Origin of the sequence: Candidatus Mesenet endosymbiont of Agriotes lineatus (genome assembly GCF_964019585.1) — a bacterium.
Lineage (GTDB): Bacteria > Pseudomonadota > Alphaproteobacteria > Rickettsiales > Anaplasmataceae > Mesenet.
On record NZ_OZ026454.1, the window covers coordinates 1,110,304 to 1,130,166 of the forward strand.

10 protein-coding genes and 1 pseudogene are annotated in these 19,863 nt (G+C 31.2%); 6 read left to right on the plus strand and 5 right to left on the minus strand.

Translation table 11 applies throughout. The features are described from left to right. Positions 1-73 precede the first annotated feature (73 nt). Positions 74-1,255, plus strand: coding sequence for a dicarboxylate/amino acid:cation symporter (locus AACL19_RS05135; RefSeq protein ID WP_339045433.1), 1,182 nt, complete (start codon positions 74-76; stop codon positions 1,253-1,255). Between the two features lie 1,171 nt (positions 1,256-2,426). Next, positions 2,427-3,350: an Rpn family recombination-promoting nuclease/putative transposase gene (locus AACL19_RS05145; RefSeq protein WP_339045434.1), complete on the plus strand. Its 924-nt coding sequence runs from the start codon at positions 2,427-2,429 to the stop codon at positions 3,348-3,350. Between the two features lie 282 nt (positions 3,351-3,632). Here the strand turns inward: AACL19_RS05145 and AACL19_RS05150 are convergent, their stop codons facing one another. Continuing rightward, complete coding sequence (locus AACL19_RS05150) at positions 3,633-5,552, minus strand: hypothetical protein (RefSeq protein WP_339045435.1); 1,920 nt, start codon at positions 5,550-5,552, stop codon at positions 3,633-3,635. After that, the gene (locus AACL19_RS05155; RefSeq protein WP_339045436.1) at positions 5,549-7,603 is read right to left on the minus strand and encodes a hypothetical protein; all 2,055 of its coding nucleotides are present in this window, start codon (positions 7,601-7,603) and stop codon (positions 5,549-5,551) included. Before AACL19_RS05155 ends, AACL19_RS05150 begins: the two co-directional genes overlap by 4 nt. Before the next feature lie 198 nt (positions 7,604-7,801). On the opposite strand from AACL19_RS05155, the gene AACL19_RS05160 reads away from it, so the two are divergent. After that, positions 7,802-9,307, plus strand: a complete 1,506-nt coding sequence (locus AACL19_RS05160; RefSeq protein WP_339045437.1) for a YifB family Mg chelatase-like AAA ATPase — start codon at positions 7,802-7,804, stop codon at positions 9,305-9,307. A gap of 714 nt (positions 9,308-10,021) precedes the next feature. Next, positions 10,022-10,381: pseudogene (locus tag AACL19_RS05165) on the plus strand (IS4 family transposase); the annotation flags it as partial. A 35-nt stretch (positions 10,382-10,416) separates the two neighbouring features. On the opposite strand, the gene fmt reads toward AACL19_RS05165, so the two are convergent. The 3 genes from fmt to AACL19_RS05180 are packed head-to-tail and all read right to left on the minus strand — an operon-like array spanning position 10,417 to position 15,984. Then, a complete protein-coding gene (gene fmt / locus AACL19_RS05170) occupies positions 10,417-11,325 on the minus strand; it encodes a methionyl-tRNA formyltransferase (protein ID WP_339046694.1) in 909 nt (302 codons plus the stop codon). A 20-nt stretch (positions 11,326-11,345) separates the two neighbouring features. Next, a complete protein-coding gene (locus tag AACL19_RS05175; RefSeq protein ID WP_339045438.1) occupies positions 11,346-13,631 on the minus strand; it encodes a glycine-rich domain-containing protein in 2,286 nt (761 codons plus the stop codon). After that, positions 13,612-15,984 carry a type VI secretion protein gene (locus AACL19_RS05180; RefSeq protein ID WP_339045439.1) on the minus strand — a complete coding sequence of 791 codons (2,373 nt, stop codon included), beginning with the start codon at positions 15,982-15,984 and terminating at the stop codon, positions 13,612-13,614. The genes AACL19_RS05175 and AACL19_RS05180 overlap by 20 nt, the downstream gene beginning before the upstream one ends. Before the next feature lie 243 nt (positions 15,985-16,227). Here AACL19_RS05180 and AACL19_RS05185 point away from each other — a divergent pair, with 243 nt between their 5' ends. After that, on the plus strand, positions 16,228-19,245 hold the full coding sequence (locus AACL19_RS05185) for a hypothetical protein (RefSeq protein ID WP_339045440.1): 3,018 nt from the start codon (positions 16,228-16,230) through the stop codon (positions 19,243-19,245). A gap of 254 nt (positions 19,246-19,499) precedes the next feature. Continuing rightward, positions 19,500-19,748 (plus strand): hypothetical protein, encoded by a 249-nt coding sequence (locus AACL19_RS05190; RefSeq protein ID WP_339045441.1) that lies wholly within the window; start codon positions 19,500-19,502, stop codon positions 19,746-19,748. Positions 19,749-19,863 lie beyond the last annotated feature (115 nt).

The window sequence follows — 19,863 nt, forward strand, 5'->3', positions numbered from 1 at the left end:
CATAAGAGAACCTGTAAATGATCATTGGTTAAAATAGGTTTAGTCTTTTGAATATCTATAAACTTTAAGCGATATGTATAAGTTTCCAGTGCTGATGTCTATAATACTGGCAGTAATATCCTACTATTTACACAATGATTTTATATTTTGTGGAGCTAAACTTGTAAGTGATATTTTTATTAGTTTACTGAAGCTCATTAGTTTGCCACTAGTTTTTTTTTCCATTACTGCAACTATCTCAGGACTGAAGAACTCTATAGAAATTAAAACTCTGACAAAGAAAACTTTATTTTATACATTATTTACAACCACTATAGCAGCACTTATTGCTTTATCTATTTATTTACTCATCAGTCCAGCAAATAAGCATTTGGTGAACAGCTCTATAGAGAGTGCAAATGCTAAAAGTCATAGTTATTTCTCTTACTTGTATTCACTTATTCCTTCTAATTTTATTCAAGTCTTTCTTGATAATAATGTTGCTGGTAGCATACTGCTTGCTTTTCTTATTGGTTTTGCTGTAATTTCCTTACCTCCGCAGAAACAAGATGTATTACATCAAATATTTTCTGCACTTTTTGACACTTTACTTATTATAGCTAGACACATACTAAAGCTTATGCCACTTGCCGTTTGGGCATTTATTACATGTTTTTTATATGAAGTAAAAGGTAATAGTGAGTTTTACAATATAATTTGGTATCTTGTATGCATATCACTGGCAAATCTTATCCAAGCGTTTGTAATTCTACCGCTGCTTATGTGGTACAAAGGTATCTCACCAATTCAAACCTTTAAAGGAGTTATACCTGCACTAATTTTGGCATTTTTTTCTAAATCGTCTAGCGCAACACTGCCAACGACCATCGAATGTGTGCAAAATAAACTTAAAATACCTAAAAAACTATCTTCTTTTGTATTACCAATATGCACAACAATTAATATGAATGCATGTGCTGCCTTTATTTTAACCACAGTACTTTTTGTTTCAGAAAGTAATGGTTACAACTTTTCGTTAGGTGAGATGTTTATATGGATACTTTTATCTATTGCTGCAGCAATAGGTAATGCTGGAGTGCCGATGGGCTGCTATTTTATGGCAACTAGTTACCTTATATCAATGAAAATTCCTTTAAATATAATGGGAATGATATTACCAGTATACACGATACTTGATATGTTTGAAACAGCAATAAACGTCTGGTCAGATATTTGCATAACGCGAGTAATTCATAAAGAATGCAGTCGGAGTTAATTTCTCTTTCATTTAAATTTTTGAGTTCTCTTCAACCCTTGCTACCAATGACTTCAGTTTTATAAAAGATCATTTTGTATTGCTTAATCTTTGGAAACTTGTTCCTCCTGAAGTTAAGAGATCTTTATCGTTGTTTACAAGCACTTAAAGATGATAAGTTGCAACAGGCTTGGAAAATAAATATGGATTCCAGTTGTAAACAAGCCATACTTGAGGTAATTGCTGCAATAGATGAACAGCTCTAGAGAAAGAAATTAATGAGCATATTGATAACTATCCGTACTTAAGAAATATGATAGAAAACCTCAAAACTATTAAAGGTATAGGACATATTACTGCCGTTGCAGAAATGCCATCAGTTTGATCATGCCAAGCAGTTTTGCTGGTCTAAACCACAGCATTACCAATCAGGGTCAACAGAAAGGTGTGTAAATAGGATCTGAGCGTATCCGTAAAGCTCTTTATATGCCAGCTATAGCAGTCAAGAATTGTAATTCTTACTTTCAATCAGCGTTTAGCAAGTAAAGAAAAATGTCCAATGGTTATAATTATTGTGTTAATGAGAAAACTAATACATGTATTTTTTGGCATTCTTAAAAAGAATCAACTAGTTAGATAACCTATTGACATGAAAGACAGTATCTACTGATCAAAATGAACCAGATGTGGAAGTTACCATGATGGAACAGTGCCCACGCTTGCTCAGCTGAATATAAAAAAGATTCACAAGCTCAATAGGACGCAGCATTCACTCAAAGATCCATACTCTTGTTGACGCACTTGGAAATCCGCTAAAATTTATCCTTATGCCAGGTCAAAGAAACGAAATTACACAAATTAACTAAAAATATCTATAATAGCATTGTAGTGGCTGATAAAGGCTACGATAGTTGTAGCCAGTCTCGAAGGTGTGAGATCCGCCAAAACGGAACCGTAAAGATGAGCATATCTATAAAGAACATCGAGTGCTTTTTTGGTAAAATTGAGACGTACTTTTTCTCGGTTTGATAAGAGGTTTTTATGGGCTTTTTGAACTTTGTTGGCGCTCTTATTTGGCTCTGATGTTATATCCTATCAAATGAGGTATTTAAAAGTATTAAAGATGTAAAACCTTTGCTCAAAGTAAAAATATAGTGTATAATTTAAGGTTAGTTTCTTCTGTTTTGTTTCTATGGCACTATCTAAATTTCTTGATCCCAAGCTGGACCTCACTTTTAAAAGAATATTTGGCACTGAGAAAAATAAGAATATTCTCATCCATTTTTTAAACGATATCTTAGGCTTTACTGAAGTTAATGCAATACAAGAAGTTGAGTTCTTAAGTACCATTATGGATCCTGAGATTGCTTCTGACAAGCAGAGTATTGTTGATGTTCTTTGCAAGGATTCTAGTGGCACTAGATATGTGATAGAAATGCAGCTTGCTCGCGATAAAGGCTTTGAAAAACGTGCACAACTTTATGCTGCTAAGGCCTACTCAAGACAAGCTGATAAATCTGGTAAGTATATTGATTTAAAGAAGGTTTTCTTCATTGCTATTTCTAATTGTAATTTATTTCCTGAAGAGATTGATTATATATCTGCACATAATATCCGTGATATCAAAACCAATGGACATTACTTAAAAGATTTTCAATTTGTCTTTATCGAGTTGCCTAAATTTCCTAAGAGTAAAGAAGAGCAACTGGAAAATATTGTAGAGCGTTGGTGCTTCTTTTTTAAATATGCTGAAGACACTACAGATGAAGATTTAAGAAAAATTGCTGAGAAAGCACCAATTATAAAGCAAGCTTATGATGAATTAGATCGCTTTGGCTGGGATGAAAAAGATCTCCTAGCTTATGAAGAAAGAATTATGGATCTTCGTAAAGAAGAGGCCATTCTCGAATATAAATTTGACCTTGCTACTGAACAAGGTATCCTCATCGGTCAAGAGAAAGGTATCAAAATTGGTCAAGAGAAAGGAAAAATTGAAGGAAAAATTGAAGGAAAAATTGAAGTAGCCAAGAACCTACTTAAAGCTGGTGTATCTGTTGACTTAATAGCTGGATCTACTGGCTTATCACTTGATGAGATTGCAAAGTTACAGGATTAAGGAAAATGCTTCTCCTCTTTTTGCTTTTCAGTTGGTAGTGATAGTAGTTTTGCTCTTAGTTAGCTGTTTAGTACACTTCTTTTCTATTTTAATTGATACTTCATTTGCTTTTTCATTGAAAGAGCTTTTTTGATCCATCTCTCATTTTAATTCTTTTAAGAGTCCTTTTAACTTGATACTCTATTTTTTCTTCCATCACTTGCAACCTCACCTCATCCTATGGTTTAGCAAACACTCCAGCTACTATAGCATTTAATCTATAGCAGCTCTTAAGTAATACCGTTAAATCAAATCATCAGAGACGTACATAGGAATATCATCTTCTAGGTGACTCTCAAATGCAACCATACTGTTTGCATAATCATTTTGGTAAGAATCATCATCACCATAATCATCTTCATCATCGTCTTCTTCATAGGAATTATTATATAAAGTACCTATTTCTTTCCTACCCTTAAGATCAAATATTTTTGCTATTTGTGAATCACTTTTATCAGCGTGAATAGAGAAAAGACACTTTTTACGGCAAAGGGAATTAAAGTTGTAATTTGTATCTATATCTTCTATATCAATATATCTGTTTTCACCAATTTTAGTATATTCTTTGCCTCTTTTATTACACAGAGTAAACCTTTTTTCTCCCTCATCGTCTTTTACTAACTTTAAATAACTAAACTTTCTTGGTACCATAAAGGTTTCATCAGTTTCATTGTTAGTGATCCGTAAAAATCCCCTTACCATCTCATACTGCATACCTGAACCTTCATCATCATCTTTTTCGTTTCCGTAATAGTCTTCATCATCGTCTTCATAACTTTGCTCTGCTTCTTTGTTGGGTTGAGTAGAAATTAATTTTGCAATTTCATTTGTTTTCTCTTGATTTAATACATGTTGACTTGAGGGTTCAACAACGTCAGGTAATATTTTACTCTCATCAAAACCGCCATTATAATATGATAAAACATAACTCACTTGAGTTCGCAGACTATCACCGCCATGTTGATTATGATATACATAAGCAATATGTGTACCGTTTTCACTAGTCTGACCTATTTCATAAGAATTTGTATGTGGGTCTCCATATCTGGAAAAATCTTTTCCGTTATCATGTATAAAGATGCTAAGCGTGTTAGTGATATCAGGGTTTTTCATATCATATAAGTTTTTAAAGTCATAAAAAGCATCTTTGACCTCTTTCTTAGCTGCTTCTAATTGTTTGCTGCTCAAGTTATTGTAGTATAAATTTATTTGTAGATTATCATCTAGTTCTATTACTTCTTTTTTTGGAAGAACTCTTTGGTTTTGTGCAATTTTCATTACTGGTTGTAAAGTTATATCTCCAGAATGATGACTTGTTTGATAAACATACATACTGTTCAACTTAGGATCAAAATGACCATAACTTATAGTTGATCCTGCATGTTTATGGTAGTTATTCTCGTTATTATATATGTAGAGTTGAAGTTCACGGGAAGAAGTGTCATTCTCCTTAAGACCGAGCAGTGTTTTAAAATCAGATAAATTATTTTTAACCTCATCTATAGCTTTCTGTAATCTATCATCGGATAACTTGTCATAGTGTAATCTTATTGTAAAGTTATATTCATCAAATTCTATTGTTTCTTCTTCCTCAGGTTCATGTTTAAATAATAAAGAATCTTCTCTTTTAGATAATTTACCATATTCTCTATCTTTAATATAAATGTCATCATCAATATTATCAACATTATTATTGCCACTTAATTCGATACTTTGACTTAAGAATTTATTATTATCAATATAATTTCCATCTCTTAGAGATACTTTATATTTACCATCTTCTTTTGTAATTGTAACTAAAGCTCTATTTTCATCATACACTTTAAAGCTAGTTGAGTGATCATCTTTAAAGTAGAATTTTCCTCTATTGATATAACCAACTTCATCGGTAAATGATCCTATATTTTTATTGCCGTCATATATAGATATTGGCGAAAATTTTGAATTTGTAGGCTTGATAGAAAACACCTTTCCTAAATTTTCTTCTTGCCCTGTAATTCCTTTGAGAGAATGTAAATCTACAAGTGTAAAACTGTCTAATGCATCATCAGTGTAGATAAGATTCCGAGTCTGATCTTTGCCTTCTTTAGCACTTTTGTATTCGTTACCACGTTCATCGCAGAAAGCTAATTTGAAATTGCCGTCAACTTTAGCTAATTTCAAAAAGTGATATTTTTTGGTATGATTATAGAATCTTTAGTTGCATGATTTAAAACATTAATTCCTTTGTAAGAATATGAATACTTCATTGGAGAAAATGCACCAATTTCTCCCTTATCATCAACTATAATTCCTGTGTAGTATTCTTCACCTGTCTTCTTATCTGTTCCTATATGATCTCCTTTGACAACTCGAAAGGCATTTAAATCCCTTACTTCGTCTATATACTTCTTCTCAGTAAGCTTAGCCTCAATAAAATTTAAAAATTTCTGTTTTACCCCTTTATTTTCAAATATTTTATTTAGGAATTTTTCATCATATCTTTTGTAAGACTCTTTATCAGAATTAGGTATATGATTAACTAAATCTGGAAATTTATCTCTAAAATGCTCTAGTGCACTTCCATAAGATTTGCGATCATAAAATATATTATTAATTAGTTCAGGGTACATCTCTTGAAAAAATTCAATAGTGACATACACTCTTTCACCAACATTAAATTTTGAATTCTTTAAATACTGATCTATATGTTTTGCACCATCATAAAGTTCATCATCACGCGTTGGATAAACACCACGTTGAATATGCCCCACTATATTATGATTTAAAAGTTCAGGAAGTGCTCCATCACTGTCCACTCCAGTATAGCTAACTATGTTATGCATAAATTCGTGTCGCAATACACCATATCCATACGTTAGAGAGCAAAATGCATTAGTACCATCAGCATGGCCACCATGTGTTGCTCCTGTGTAATTAGCATAATCATCCCATGTATCGTAAAATAGAATCCGAGACTTATGAACGGTATTAGACGGCTTAAGATCAAATGATTCGTTAAAATCATAAATAGTATTTTTAATCTCTTGTTTAGCTCTCCATATTTGATGTTCATCTAAATCCCTATAGTACAGGTCAATTTCAAGATTATATCTAGGAAATTTTACTGTTTCTACATTTGAAAGTAGTACTTGAGTTCTTTGAAATGCGCCACCAATAGATGAAAGTATTGGTATATCACGCTGAACAATTGGATCTTCAAGTGCTTTTTTAGCAGACTCATGATCGTAACTTTCGTGAGGACGCACCTTTTTTAAAAGAGATATCAATACGTCATCATCAACATTATATCTATCCAGACTGATCTCCGTATGGGTATCAAATTTTAGATCTTTAAAAGTATCAATAATCTTCTGACTAGCTGTTTCTACTTGCTCATCAGTTAAACTATTATTAACTATTTTTATTTGTAAATTGGATTGAGGTATTTCTATTGTGATATATTTATCAGGCAATATTTTATTCTCATCAAAACCGCCATTATAATATGATAAAACATAACTCACTTGAGTTCGCAGATTATCACCGCCATGTTGATTATGATATACATAAGCAATATGTGTACCATTTTCACTAGTCTGACCTATTTCATAAGAATTTGTATGTGGATCTCCATATCTGGAAAAATCTTTTCCGTTATCATGTATAAAGATGCTAAGCGTGTTAGTGATATCAGGGTTTTTTACATCATATAAGTCTTTAAAGTCATAAAAAGCATCTTTGACCTCTTTCTTAGCTGCTTCTAATTGTTTGCTGCTCAAGTTATTGTAGTATAAATTTATTTGTAGATTATCATCTAGTTCTATTACTTCTTTTTTTGGAAGAACTCTTTGGTTTTGTGCAATTTTCATTACTGGTTGTAAAGTTATATCTCCAGAATGATGACTTGTTTGATAAACATACATACTGTTCAGTTTAGGATCAAAGTGACCATAACTTATAGTTGATCCTGTATGTTTATGATAGTTATTCTCATTATCATATATGTAAAGTTGGAGTTCACGTGGAGCTCTATGTTCTTCAAGACTAAGCAGTGTTTTAAAATCAGATAAATTATTTTTAACCTCATCTATAGCTTTTTGTAATTTATCATTAGATAAATTGTGATAGTGTAGTTTTACTTTAAAGTTATATTCATCAAAGTTTATTGTTTCTTCTTGTTGTAAGGCTTTGTTTATTGTTTTTTTACGTGATAGAACATGCTTTGTACTCATAACATTCCTCATCTCTATATATTAAAAAGTGCTTTTAATGATATATCTTCTACTATAAAGATATTAATCTTCTATTAATACTAGAATATAGTATACTAAATACTAGTTAAGATTGAATCTACAGAACCAAAAGTTTTATTGAGTTTGATATAATAAAAATTTTTACTAAAATAGTTATATTATATATATATTATAATTGTGATAGCATACGTAAATACCATAGCGCTACAAGGAATCTGTGCAACAAACGTCAATGTCCAAGTTCATATTGCCAATGGCATTCCTGCCTTTAATATCGTTGGACTGCCAGATAAAACGGTAGCTGAATCAAAAGAGCGAGTCAGAGCAGCATTAAACTCAATAAATTTATCCTTACCACCGAAAAGAATCACTGTAAACCTCTCCCCTGCAGATTTACTAAAAGAAGGCAGCCATTATGATTTAGCTATTGCTGTGGGATTACTTATCGTAATTGGAACAATACCAACGGGAAGCATTGATCACTATGTTGTCATAGGTGAACTTGCCTTAGATGGTGGATTAATGCCTATCTCTGGAACCTTGCCAACAGCAATCTACGCTAAAAAGAATGGTAAGGGGCTGATTTGTCCAAGAGAAAACGGTTTGGAAGCTATTTGGGCTAAAGGAATTTCAATTTTAGCTATCAAAAATTTAACTGAACTGATAAGCCATTTCTCTGCACATAAACTCATTACTCCTTTGGTTTGCAACAGAAAGCAAGATTTTTCAAACGATAGAACCACTACATACGATATGAAAGATGTCAAAGGTCAAATAGTTGCAAAGAGAGCAATTGAAATTGCTGCAGCAGGTGGGCATAACCTATTAATGGTTGGCCCACCTGGTACAGGTAAGTCCATGTTAGCTAAACGATTTATTGATATCTTACCCAATTTAAGCGATCCAGAAATTATGGATGTTAACGTTGTCTCCAGCATAACCAAAAACTTTAATGGAACTTTAAATATGCGCCGTCCTTTTCGTGAACCGCATCACTCATGTTCCATTGCAGCAATGGTTGGTGGTGGCAAGAATGCTAAACCTGGGGAAATTACAATGGCACACAACGGTGTTTTGTTTCTCGATGAATTACCAGAATTTCCAAGAGCTGTACTTGATTCTCTGCGTCAACCATTAGAAGATAAAAGTGTTACTATTGCTAGGGCAAATGCTCATGTCACCTATCCTGCAAATTTCCAACTTATTGCTGCAATGAACCCTTGCCGTTGTGGATATTTAGGTGATGCAAAAAGGTCGTGTGGTAGGGCACCTAAATGTGGTATAGATTATAAAAACAAGATATCAGGTCCACTACTGGACAGAATTGATATACACATTGAAGTACCAAATATCAATATACTCCCTTATAACGCCAAAGACAAATGTGAAAGCACAGAAGTTATTAAAAATAGAGTACTTGCTGCAAGAGAAATACAGGCGCAGCGATACGCTAATTTAAATTTTAAATCCAATGCAGAAATAAGCGGTAATGCTTTAGAAGAGTTTGCTTTTCCCGATACAGCAGGAATGAGCCTTCTAGAGCATGTTTTAAAAGAAAATCATATATCTACAAGAAGCTATACTCGTATTTTAAAAGTTGCAAGGACAATAGCAGATTTAGCAGATAGCAAGCAAATAAAGAAAAACCATATAGCTGAGGCTTTAACTTATCGGTTAAAATAAAAAATTTAACAATGCTTATTCTATCTTTAAGCAATCTCATGAATTTTTATAGAGAGCGTGCAACAAACCATATGAGGTGAAGATAAGGGAAGTTGGTGGAGAGAAGAAAAAAACAGGCCTCTTAAATTTATTACAAAAAATTATAATGAGAAAAATAACTAATTTATCCTCAACGAATTTTGTAATGAGAAAGCAGATGAAATATCAACTATAACAGAAAAGAAATTGAATGATTTTGGGTAACATAGGAGTTGTAGCATAGATAGAATTATTAAATGAAGATTCTGTAAGGTTTAAATTTTAGGTTTACTGAATATAAAAAGAATGTACAACAACTTTATTTAGACACATCTCACAATTTAAAACAATTTAAAAGCATAGGCTATATTAGCCTACCTAATGATATGGAAAATTTGTATAAAGGATATGTATAGTGGTTATGAATGGGATAAAATTACATTCTAAATCATGAGCTAACAGATCAGGGTTATAGAGGCAACTGATGATTTGCTAATATCTGACTTATTGTACCAATAAACAAATGGATGAAGCTTAGCTGTTATAAATCCGATACCAATATGTATGACATAAAAACAAATCAAAAAATAGAGTTTGTTTAGAATTTCTAGAAAGGGAAAAATTAAAGTGAGATCAAAAATTAACTGAATACAATCAAAAGAAGAAGGGCTAATAAAAAGTAATATGATCTTCTAAAAAAAAATCAAAAATTGGTCGATATTCATAACTAATGTCACAGAGAATAAAATTAGCGCTATTAACAATTTACAGAGTAAATTATTTAAATTATATAAGTGATGAACTTAAAGATACAATATATGCTAAATTGTGCGCAATTCTTATATTTCATGGAATTGTACAAAACTGAAAGAGCTGAAAGGCGTTCATTGAACTAAAAATAGAGAGTTGTTTTTAGCATTAAATAATAAAATTAAAGGCTTAAAGATCTTTCTTGAAAAGCTTGCCATAACTTGGTCACAATTTTCATTAAAAGACAAGTACAGAAAAACTAGGGTATCTACCTTAATTTCTCTAAATTTGCTCACAATCTCTTAACTTGACGCGTATGGTTTGGGGAATACTCCCGCTCTTCACAAAATTTCTATTGTCTGTATGGAATAGCCACAAATAAAATCATCAACTGCACATGCTTTTCTTCCCTCCATTTGTAAAATTTTAGGAACCAGCACGCTATTGCCACTCAACTTTATGTGCATATTACAGTTTACAATTGCACCTGGTTTTATATCTTGTTTATTATCGTCTTCATAATAGCTAGCATCTAATATCTTTACTTGCTTATCACCTAAATAAAAAAAAGCCTTTGGATACAGAGCTTTAATTTTTCGACATGCAACTTCAGCACTATCATACAGGTAGATCTTGTAATCCTTTATTTTACTTGCATATGATACTCCATTTGTACACTGCTTTTTAGGAATTAATTTATTAATATCACTCAGCACTTGTAAGAGTAACTCACTTCCCAGTATCGATAGCTTATTATGTAGAGTTTGATAATTATCTACTGTATTTATATTAATATTGCGCTGCACAAATATTGGACCCGCATCTAGATGTTCATCCACCTGCATTATTGTTATCCCAGTTTCTTTATCTCCTGCTAAAATTGCATGTTGAATTGGAGCAGCACCACGCCACCTTGGCAATAAAGATGGATGTATATTAATACATCCATACTTTGGAATATTTAAAAGTGACTTAGGCAAAATCAAGCCATAAGCAACCACTATGGCTATATCAGGATATAAATTGCGAAATATTTCTATTTCATCACTTGTTTTAAAAGAAGATGGAGTATAAACGCTAATGTTATTTTGATCTGCAATTATGTGTACAGGAGTTTTAGTAATTTTTTGTCCGCGACCTGCAGATTTAGGGGATTTAGTATAAACGGCAACTATATTATAGTTTGCCTCAATTAATGATAATAATGGAGTAACAGCAAAGTCTGGTGACCCCATGAAAACTATTCTCAATTTTTTAGTATGCCAACTAACTAATTCCATTGTTCACAAGTAATAATAACTTTGCCATTTGCACCTTCTTGATATGATAACTTATCAACATTTATACACCCACCTGAACCTGGTATTTTATTGTCATTTGCGATTTCTTTAACCTTATTACTCTTTATTGAGTTGCTACAGGTTAACGATTCTTTAAAAACATTCTTAATATATGGAATTTCGTCTTTCTCTTCCCCATTTTTATATGGTAATGCTATTTTATCTGACTCATTTGTACCTTTTATTCTCCCTATGAACCTAGTGTATACCAAATTTTCATCAGTTATCGCCGCATTTTGTTTGCTCACACTATTACCTCCCCCACCTGCTATGATTAATTTACTGCAATTTTTTTTATCTTTATCACACATGTATACTTCGCTGGCATTACCATTATTTTGTTCCAGCTTACCACCACTGCCAACTTTAATTTTAAATATCGGCTGCTCATCGCTTACTTTTATTGTTGCTTTTGTATAATCTCCGGCAGCTCCTGAAATTGATTTAGCTGGATTTTTTTCGTCAATAAAACCAGCTCCTCCTCCTCCCCAAGCTTCCATTGTTACAAACTGACACTGCTTTTTTTTTGCATCAAAATAGTGATATTGATCTTCTAAACTAGGATCTTTTTTAAGATTTGGATCTTCCTTAAAATCAGAACTAAAATCTTCTTTAGGGTCAATATAAGAAATACGCTCAAAATTATCTATACATAAACCATCAACATACGGATCTTTAGGTCTGAAAAATTCACCCTCCTTATCATTAAGTTCTTCTTTTGTAAGAAAAAAAGGTTCTCCGGTATTTTCATTAATATATTTTGTTGAATACTCTGGGTTCGACGGATCATTATTGAAAAACTCACTCTTATGTGCAACATCTTCGTATTTATATACAACCTTATAATTAGTATTACACACTTTACCATCTGTACATCTTTCTCCTTTGCCTATTGTTTTTAATTTTCCATCATCATAACAGATACAGCTTCCACAACATATGCTTCCATCACTACATATAGGGTTATTACTGCCAATAGAATAGTAACTGCCACCAAACCGTTTAATACTATCTAACTCATCTTGCCCCATGATATTTAAATCTTTTGGGTTTCTACCACATGGTACATATTGATCTTTATCACCAATAGGAACAATTCGATAATCATTAAACTGCTTTCCCGATGATTTTAAATACTTAAATATTCTTCTATTTTCCTTTCTTCTGAGCACATATCCATCGGAACCCCATGATGGTAATGAAAAAAGACATGTAACCTTACCATTATCATTGTTTGCATCAATTATCAAACTTCTATCATCACTAACTTTTGGTTTTCCTAGACTTAATCTTAAACCATTAATATTATATTCTTGACCATAAGCAAGTGTAATAGGATTATGATTATAACCTGGTACTTTTACTTTAACTTTATCTAAGTTAATAAGTTTTGGATTTTCAGTTACATCTAACTTTATTTCATTACCTTCTTCATCTAGTGGTATTAACTCAGGCTTGCCTATTTTAGGCATTGGAAAACATTGACCATCAAGTGCGATATTTGAGCTATTACTATAAAAATCTGCACAAAGTTGATCTTTTTCTTTGTAAGTTTTAAAAATATATCTTTCCCCACCATATTCAATTGTATAACTATGTTCTCTGCCATCTGTGCTCACATCTAGATTTTGCGCTTGAGATCCAATAATAACTCTGATCTTAGGTTGAAAAAAAGATTGATTACTGGCTGCTACAGGAACTATCTTAATTTCAGGTGATGCCTTAAACTGATCACAAAATGGAGGAGGTCCAGGTGCTAGTGGTATCGGTATGCATTGCGGATCTGCAGTACATTCTTTGCTGTAATCCTTATCTAAAGTAGCTAAAACTGCAATCCCTCCTACAAAAAGGCTAGTTGCTGATATTAAACCTTTTGCTAAAGCATCATAACATGTAAAAACCTGACAAGCACATATTTTGGGTTCTTCTGCTTCCCAATCTACATATGCTCTTGCATATGTCATTCCTACTCCTTCGCAATCACCATCAGCCATGTCATCACAATAAGTATAATTACCACGGCAGACTCTTATTTTGGGATTAAAAAAGCCATCACTAGTCTTCATACTACTAGGTGTTTCTGTCCTTATTTTGAACAGATCACCCCTGAAGAAAGCCCCAATATCATCCCAAAATGAAGCATATACATCAAATGGAGTTATAAGAACAATAAATATACAAAGTAATTTAATAATCTTAAATTTGACATTTTTCATAAAATTCCGGTAGCCACTTATTAGCCTCATCTCCCTTATTTTGAATTGCATCATACATAAACCCTACAGTTTTGTTATTTGCAGACAATACATGAACTTCCCGCATTTGACTAAGATTAAGTGTAAGGATTACTGATCTATCTCTCTGTTTTAGCAAGAAATGCCTATTATAGGCTGGTATTTGCAACAGCATATTAAACTCCTCGTTAGATAAAGAAAATATTTCTTTATAAAATTTACTTGCATAAGGATTAGGCATTAAAATTTTTGTATCAATATGCTTTTCAACATAATGTGAAAAAGGACTAACCAAAGCTTCTGATAAATTTTCAGTACTAAATATTACAACTACATTTAGCTCTGTCATTCTATTCATCCAATTATCAAATTCTTCTTCCGTTCTAAAAATACTGCTAATTTTCCAAGCTTCATCTAACAATAATATTGTTGGTGAACCATCAAACTCCATCTCAAGACGGTGTAAAAAGTAATACAATACAACATGCATGCATTCTTTTGTTAATTTTCCTATATTAATTCCTAATATTTTCTCCTTCCAATCAAAACTTTCTGAATTGTAGTCAGCAAATATATTTGCAAATTCCCCATCTCCATACCATTTTTTTATGCTGCCACCTAATTGTTCAAGAATCTTAGAGATTTTAGAGATTGATCTATATTCAACCGGTATACTAAATACATAATCAACTATCTTCTTTACTGCGGTATCTATAGGACCTTCTCTTGTAGTTCCTACCATTCTCTTAAATAATTCACATAACATATCATGGTTATTTACGTTACTATCTATTTTTAATGGGTTAAATTGCAAACCATCTTTAAGATTTATAGTGTAATATTTACCATTCATTGCCTTCACAAATATAATTGACTTGCCACTATTATCAAATAATATTGTTCTTGTATTTAAGTGTCTTGATTCTGATAGTAAGAAATTAATAAGCAATGTTCTACCTGAGTTTGGTAGCCCTAAGGCTATTGTATGTCCACTGTTTTTAATGCTATGAAAATTAAAAAAGTAAATATTACCTTTACTTGACAAAAACGTTGTTATTGCCTCTTTCCAACGTCCTCCCTTCATTGTACCGGACACAAAACTATGTACAAAGCTAAAGCCACATGAATATTTAACAGGTATACTATTCTGCTGTGTAAAAAATACAAAATTTCCAGGAAGCCGTAGCCAAAAGTTATCTTCTAGATGTAGATCATTTCGTATTGTCATCAGCCCAATTGAAGATAAAGTAGACACTGTGCTAGATACATTTTTGTTCAATTCTTGCGTACTATCTGCAATAATTGTAAAGTTGATTTTATGTTTACAAAACGCCATGGAAAGTGAATTGTTTTCAATTATTTCTTCAAGCCCTGAAGCCCTTCTTAACTCTTCGTCCTCACTAATTTTCAATATGTCATATTTCTCTTGGAATGTTGTTATTGCTTCTTTGTATTTTACAAACCTTATCATTTCTGATATAATGAATTCACAATTAAGCTGTAAGCATAGGTCTAAGTTATTTAGAGGAACTTCCATGTATTCCTTAATGCTTACGATAGAGCCAAACTTTTTTTGATTATTACTTGTTACCTGAAATGAATTACACCCGAAAGCTATTTTTACATCTTTTATACTTTCAAATAAATCTTGTTCAGATATATAGTATTTATTGTAAGATAGCGTAATAATGAAGTTAAAAAATTCCAAAATTTCTGAACGCATCTTATGATCTTGACAAAAGATGATCTGTAACTTTTTAGCTTGAAAAGGCTCTAAATCCACAAGAATTAAACTTACTACTTTTTGCAGTTTCCTAAATTTATTCTGTAGGTATAGCTTATGTTTGTTTTTTACATAATTAAATAACAATACATTAGCTATACCATTTAAGTTTTCATTTAAAGAATCTATTAATATAACAATATACAATGTATTGGCGTATTTTTGCACACTTTTATCTGATTTATGCCATGAATTATGCAACTCATCAGAAAAATCACCTGTATTTTCCCAACTTAAATCAAAATTATTATACTTTCGTGCAGTATGTATCCAAATAGCAAACTCAGAAGTAGCAACATTTCTACTAATAGTGTTTCTAATCTCAGATCTTAAATCCTTACTTCCTCGTGTTATATCAGCACTATAATCCTCAATTTTTATTACCTGTAGTAAGTTTCCATTCTTTGTTAGTATAGTTGAATCATCATAATGACAAGTATAGGGTATAAAATCACTATCTAGGGTTTTGATAGATGCAAAATTACCTTTTTGCCTATTTAATTGCTCCTGTTTCTTTTTAGTTTTTAGCTTAAACGCATTCTCTAATTTCATACACAAAAATTGTTATTTTGATTGCAGTCATTTATACTGCTATACTCTCACTTAAACAACTTACTTTCTTTTAGCTAATAAAACAGTAAGAGACAAAAATTCAACTAAAGTATAACATGCATATTATATTTATTTACTAATAGGTATAATCTGATTTTAGATTTCTTAGTTTTAAAACTCATCTTTTATTAAAAATGAACTGTAACAATTGACAATTTATTAAATAATTAGTAAAATAATTTAATGTTAGGGGAGATAAATGCTATGGTAGAAGAAAACAATAATAATATTAACCTAGTTGCTAAACTAGATATCCCCCTAAGTTTATTCAATTATAAAGATTACAGCTCTGATTTTGTCATTTCTTGGTACAACGTAGCGAGTAAAATATATAAACAAATTAATTATTCTAGTGCAGAAAAGCAAAGGTTAAATTTAGCTCTGTCAGTTTTAATGTTTCCTTATATAGCTCTTATTGCGCTAGGAATTGTATCATACAAACAAGCTACAAAAAAGAACCAAAAAGATCCTACGCTAAAAGAGAAAAATACAAACCAGGCAAAAAAACTAGTTTATAATATTCTTACTCTTGCAGTTGTTTGTATTAACATAGTTATACTGACGGCTTTGCTAATCCCAGCAACAGTGGCTCTAACCATTTTTTACGCTTTGAATAAAAAATTGTCAAAAGACTTAATTACGGTTTTGAAGATTAGTAAAGAAAACGGATATGAGAATCAAAATGTCATAGTATCTATTCATGACAAAGAAATAGACACTTCAAACATCAAGTTTGATATAAAAATTAAGTTCCCCGAGCAATTTCGTAGATTGATTCGTGATTTAACTAAAGATAATAGCTGGGCTGAAATTACATCTGATAAAAAGGGTGATACAATGCTTAAGTTATCAGCCAACATTACCTTAAAAGATAGACTTATACCATTGCGTAGTGAGATCAAAAAATTACTTGGGACTTCCTTAAAGGAACTAGCTGTAACTATAGATAAGCTTATAGCTTTAGAAAAGAAAGATATTACATATAACAAATTAAAAGAGTTGTTAAACGAATTTAGGCTTAAGGTAGTGGATAATATAGATCCCAAAATAATAAGTTATTTAATAGAAGATGCTTATAAGATTGCGTTTATACAGGCAACCAAAGTTGGAAAGGAAAGAAGGAAAGAAGGGTTTATATCAGAGGATAAGCTAAAAGAAGTACTTATAAGGCAAGAGTTAAAAGATCAAGGTGAAAAATTGCCAACTGAAAAAGAATTCATAATAAAAGAATTAAGTAAACTAAAGGGAAAAAAAATAAACGCAAATGATGTAGATGACAAAATTTATCAAATATTAAAATTAGAATATGAAGATCGTCTATATTCAAAGCATGAAACATTGTCAGGAGAAGGGAGGCTAATAAAAAAAACAAACATTGATATTTATAGGGAGTATTTTCCTCAGAAAATAGATAGTGCTATATCTAAAGCTGAAGAAAGGATTAAAGAGCTAAAGCAAAGGGGACAAGAAAGATACACTAAGGTAGAAAATAAGTTGAAAGAAATGCATGAAGTCTTAAAAAGAGAAAATGCACAAGATGATGACTTAAAACAGAAATTAAAAGATCTATTTGAACCTGATACTGATGAAAATACTCTTTATCAAAATTTTAGAAGATCGCAATTAGATAAAGCTGTAAATTCATTAAAGCGCATACCTTGGAATGAAGTTAAAAGTTTAACGAAACATATAGATGATAAAATAGATCAAAGCCTGGTCAATAACCATAGAGAATTACATGAGCTAATAGTAAAATATAATAAACAAGCAACTGATGAAGAAATAAATAATTTAATAAATGAGGTTATCAAAGTAGTTGCAAAACATAAACTGCAAAATTTATATGAGCAGCAAAAAGAAAATGGTTTAGAGCTTCTTTCAGAAGATGATATAGAGTTTTTCAATTCAAAAAAAATTGTCGAACCAGAATTATTTAAAAATGCATCATTAGAGTTGCTAAAAGGAGAAATAGAAAAACAATATGAGAACTTAAAAAATGAGCATGATAGCATAAAAACAAATTACGCTTTGGTAAGAGAGCTAATAGATGAGCCTCTAAAAAGTTTACACTCAGAATTGAGGTCACTATCTCAAGGAAAAAACAATGAAAACATTTGTAAAAAAATAGAAGAGAACATAGAAAAGTTCAATAAAATAAGGTACGAGATAAATGATGAAATACAAGAGGAGAAAATAAAGGAAAAAGTCAGTGCAATCAAGAAAGATATGGATGCATTAGTTGAGCTCTATAAGGAAAAAATTAGTGTAATTAATACCAATATTCAAAGTAACAAAATCAGATTATTAGACTCAGATAATAATATATCTATTGCCTCAATTAGTAAGTTAATTAATCAATGCAAAACTGTTAATTATGAAGTAAACATACAAAATAGATTAAAAAAGCAAATGATAGAAATGCATTTAAAAAACAGTGAAAAATTTCTAGAATTACTAAAACAATTGAAATTGGAGCAAGAAGAATTAACTATAAATGAAGAAACAGAGAACGCCTATAAAGCAAGATTATTTTCCAATGAAAAAATAAAATTTTCGATAATAGAAGACAAGCTGATTGAATTATTAAAGGGAGGAAATTTTAATGAGATCAAAATATTGCTGGAGACAGTAGAATTAGAATATTGTTTAGCTGACAGATGTACAAAAAATCCTACTGTAGCAATAAAAGATAATGTAAAACAATTTTGCCAGGATTTACTTTCTTCTTTGATAAATGAGCTTATAACCAACTTTATAAATAATCTGCAAAAAGATAAAGATGATGGTTGGATAAATTTTGGAAAGAAAAAGCTTAATGTCGCTAAAAATTGGATTCAGCTAGGAGTAGGTGCTAATAAATATAAAAACACTAATAATGCAGTAAATCTAGCAAATGAAACTATCGGAGAAGTAGACGAAATTGTTCAATATTTTGAAACAAACTATGAGGAAATAGGGAAACTTATAGGTAATACGTTTTCTGATGAAGGAGAAACGTTTAAAAATGTTGTATGGCCTAGAATAAAAGATAATTTATATGGAGTATGGAATAGATTTTTGCAAGATATTGAAATTAAAATAATACCACCAATTGGAAAAAATAATGATATGTGCGAGACATCAAATAAGTCTTTGCAAAATACTGGAGAAACATTACTTAGCCCTAATGTAGAGGCTAATGCAATCCAGAAAACACACTAAGCTTTGTAACGACTGAAAGCTATAATACACCATTAATAGTAATTATACTAATTGAGTTTATTATTCTTCTTATTCTAAGAACCTATCTTAAAAAGGAATGAGGAAAAGAATATGATGAGATAAATAAAAGATAGGAGGTAAAATTGTATCCAAGTGATATAATTGACAAGGAATGGGAAATTTTGGAGTTGCACAAGGGGCAATAGAAGGAAGCATAACACTAGAACAATGCAACAAATAAGCTACCAAAAACCATGGAAGGAGGATATAATGCTGGCAAGAAAATAAATCTTGTAATTGCTGTTAAAATTACACCTCTTTATTTCAGGCTAAAGAAAAAGTTACAGAAAGGATGTACAGGTAAATTACAAGTTAACAGGATAACAATTACCAAAAAAATGCTTGATACAGAGTTCCAGGTGATTTCTAAACGTTGGATTGTTGAAACTCCAATTTTAGGCGAAATAGCCTTACTTCAAAAAACAATATCTTTTTTTATATGATTACTTCTATGCTTACTAAATTTTAACTCCTTTCAAGATAGGCTCTTAAACTTTCAAATTCAATGCAAAAATTCAAGTACAAGTTGACATAACAGATCTTCCATATACGATTTAA

What these genes read in the sequence shown, in the direction of transcription:
- AACL19_RS05155 (WP_339045436.1), bottom strand. Translation starts at nt 7,603, where the DNA reads ATGAGTACAAAGCATGTTCTATCACGTAAAAAAACAATAAACAAAGCC.
- AACL19_RS05190 (WP_339045441.1), top strand. Translation starts at nt 19,500, where the DNA reads ATGGAAGGAGGATATAATGCTGGCAAGAAAATAAATCTTGTAATTGCT.
- AACL19_RS05145 (WP_339045434.1), top strand. Translation starts at nt 2,427, where the DNA reads ATGGCACTATCTAAATTTCTTGATCCCAAGCTGGACCTCACTTTTAAA.
- AACL19_RS05175 (WP_339045438.1), bottom strand. Translation starts at nt 13,631, where the DNA reads ATGAAAAATGTCAAATTTAAGATTATTAAATTACTTTGTATATTTATT.
- AACL19_RS05135 (WP_339045433.1), top strand. Translation starts at nt 74, where the DNA reads ATGTATAAGTTTCCAGTGCTGATGTCTATAATACTGGCAGTAATATCC.
- AACL19_RS05185 (WP_339045440.1), top strand. Translation starts at nt 16,228, where the DNA reads ATGTTAGGGGAGATAAATGCTATGGTAGAAGAAAACAATAATAATATT.
- AACL19_RS05180 (WP_339045439.1), bottom strand. Translation starts at nt 15,984, where the DNA reads ATGAAATTAGAGAATGCGTTTAAGCTAAAAACTAAAAAGAAACAGGAG.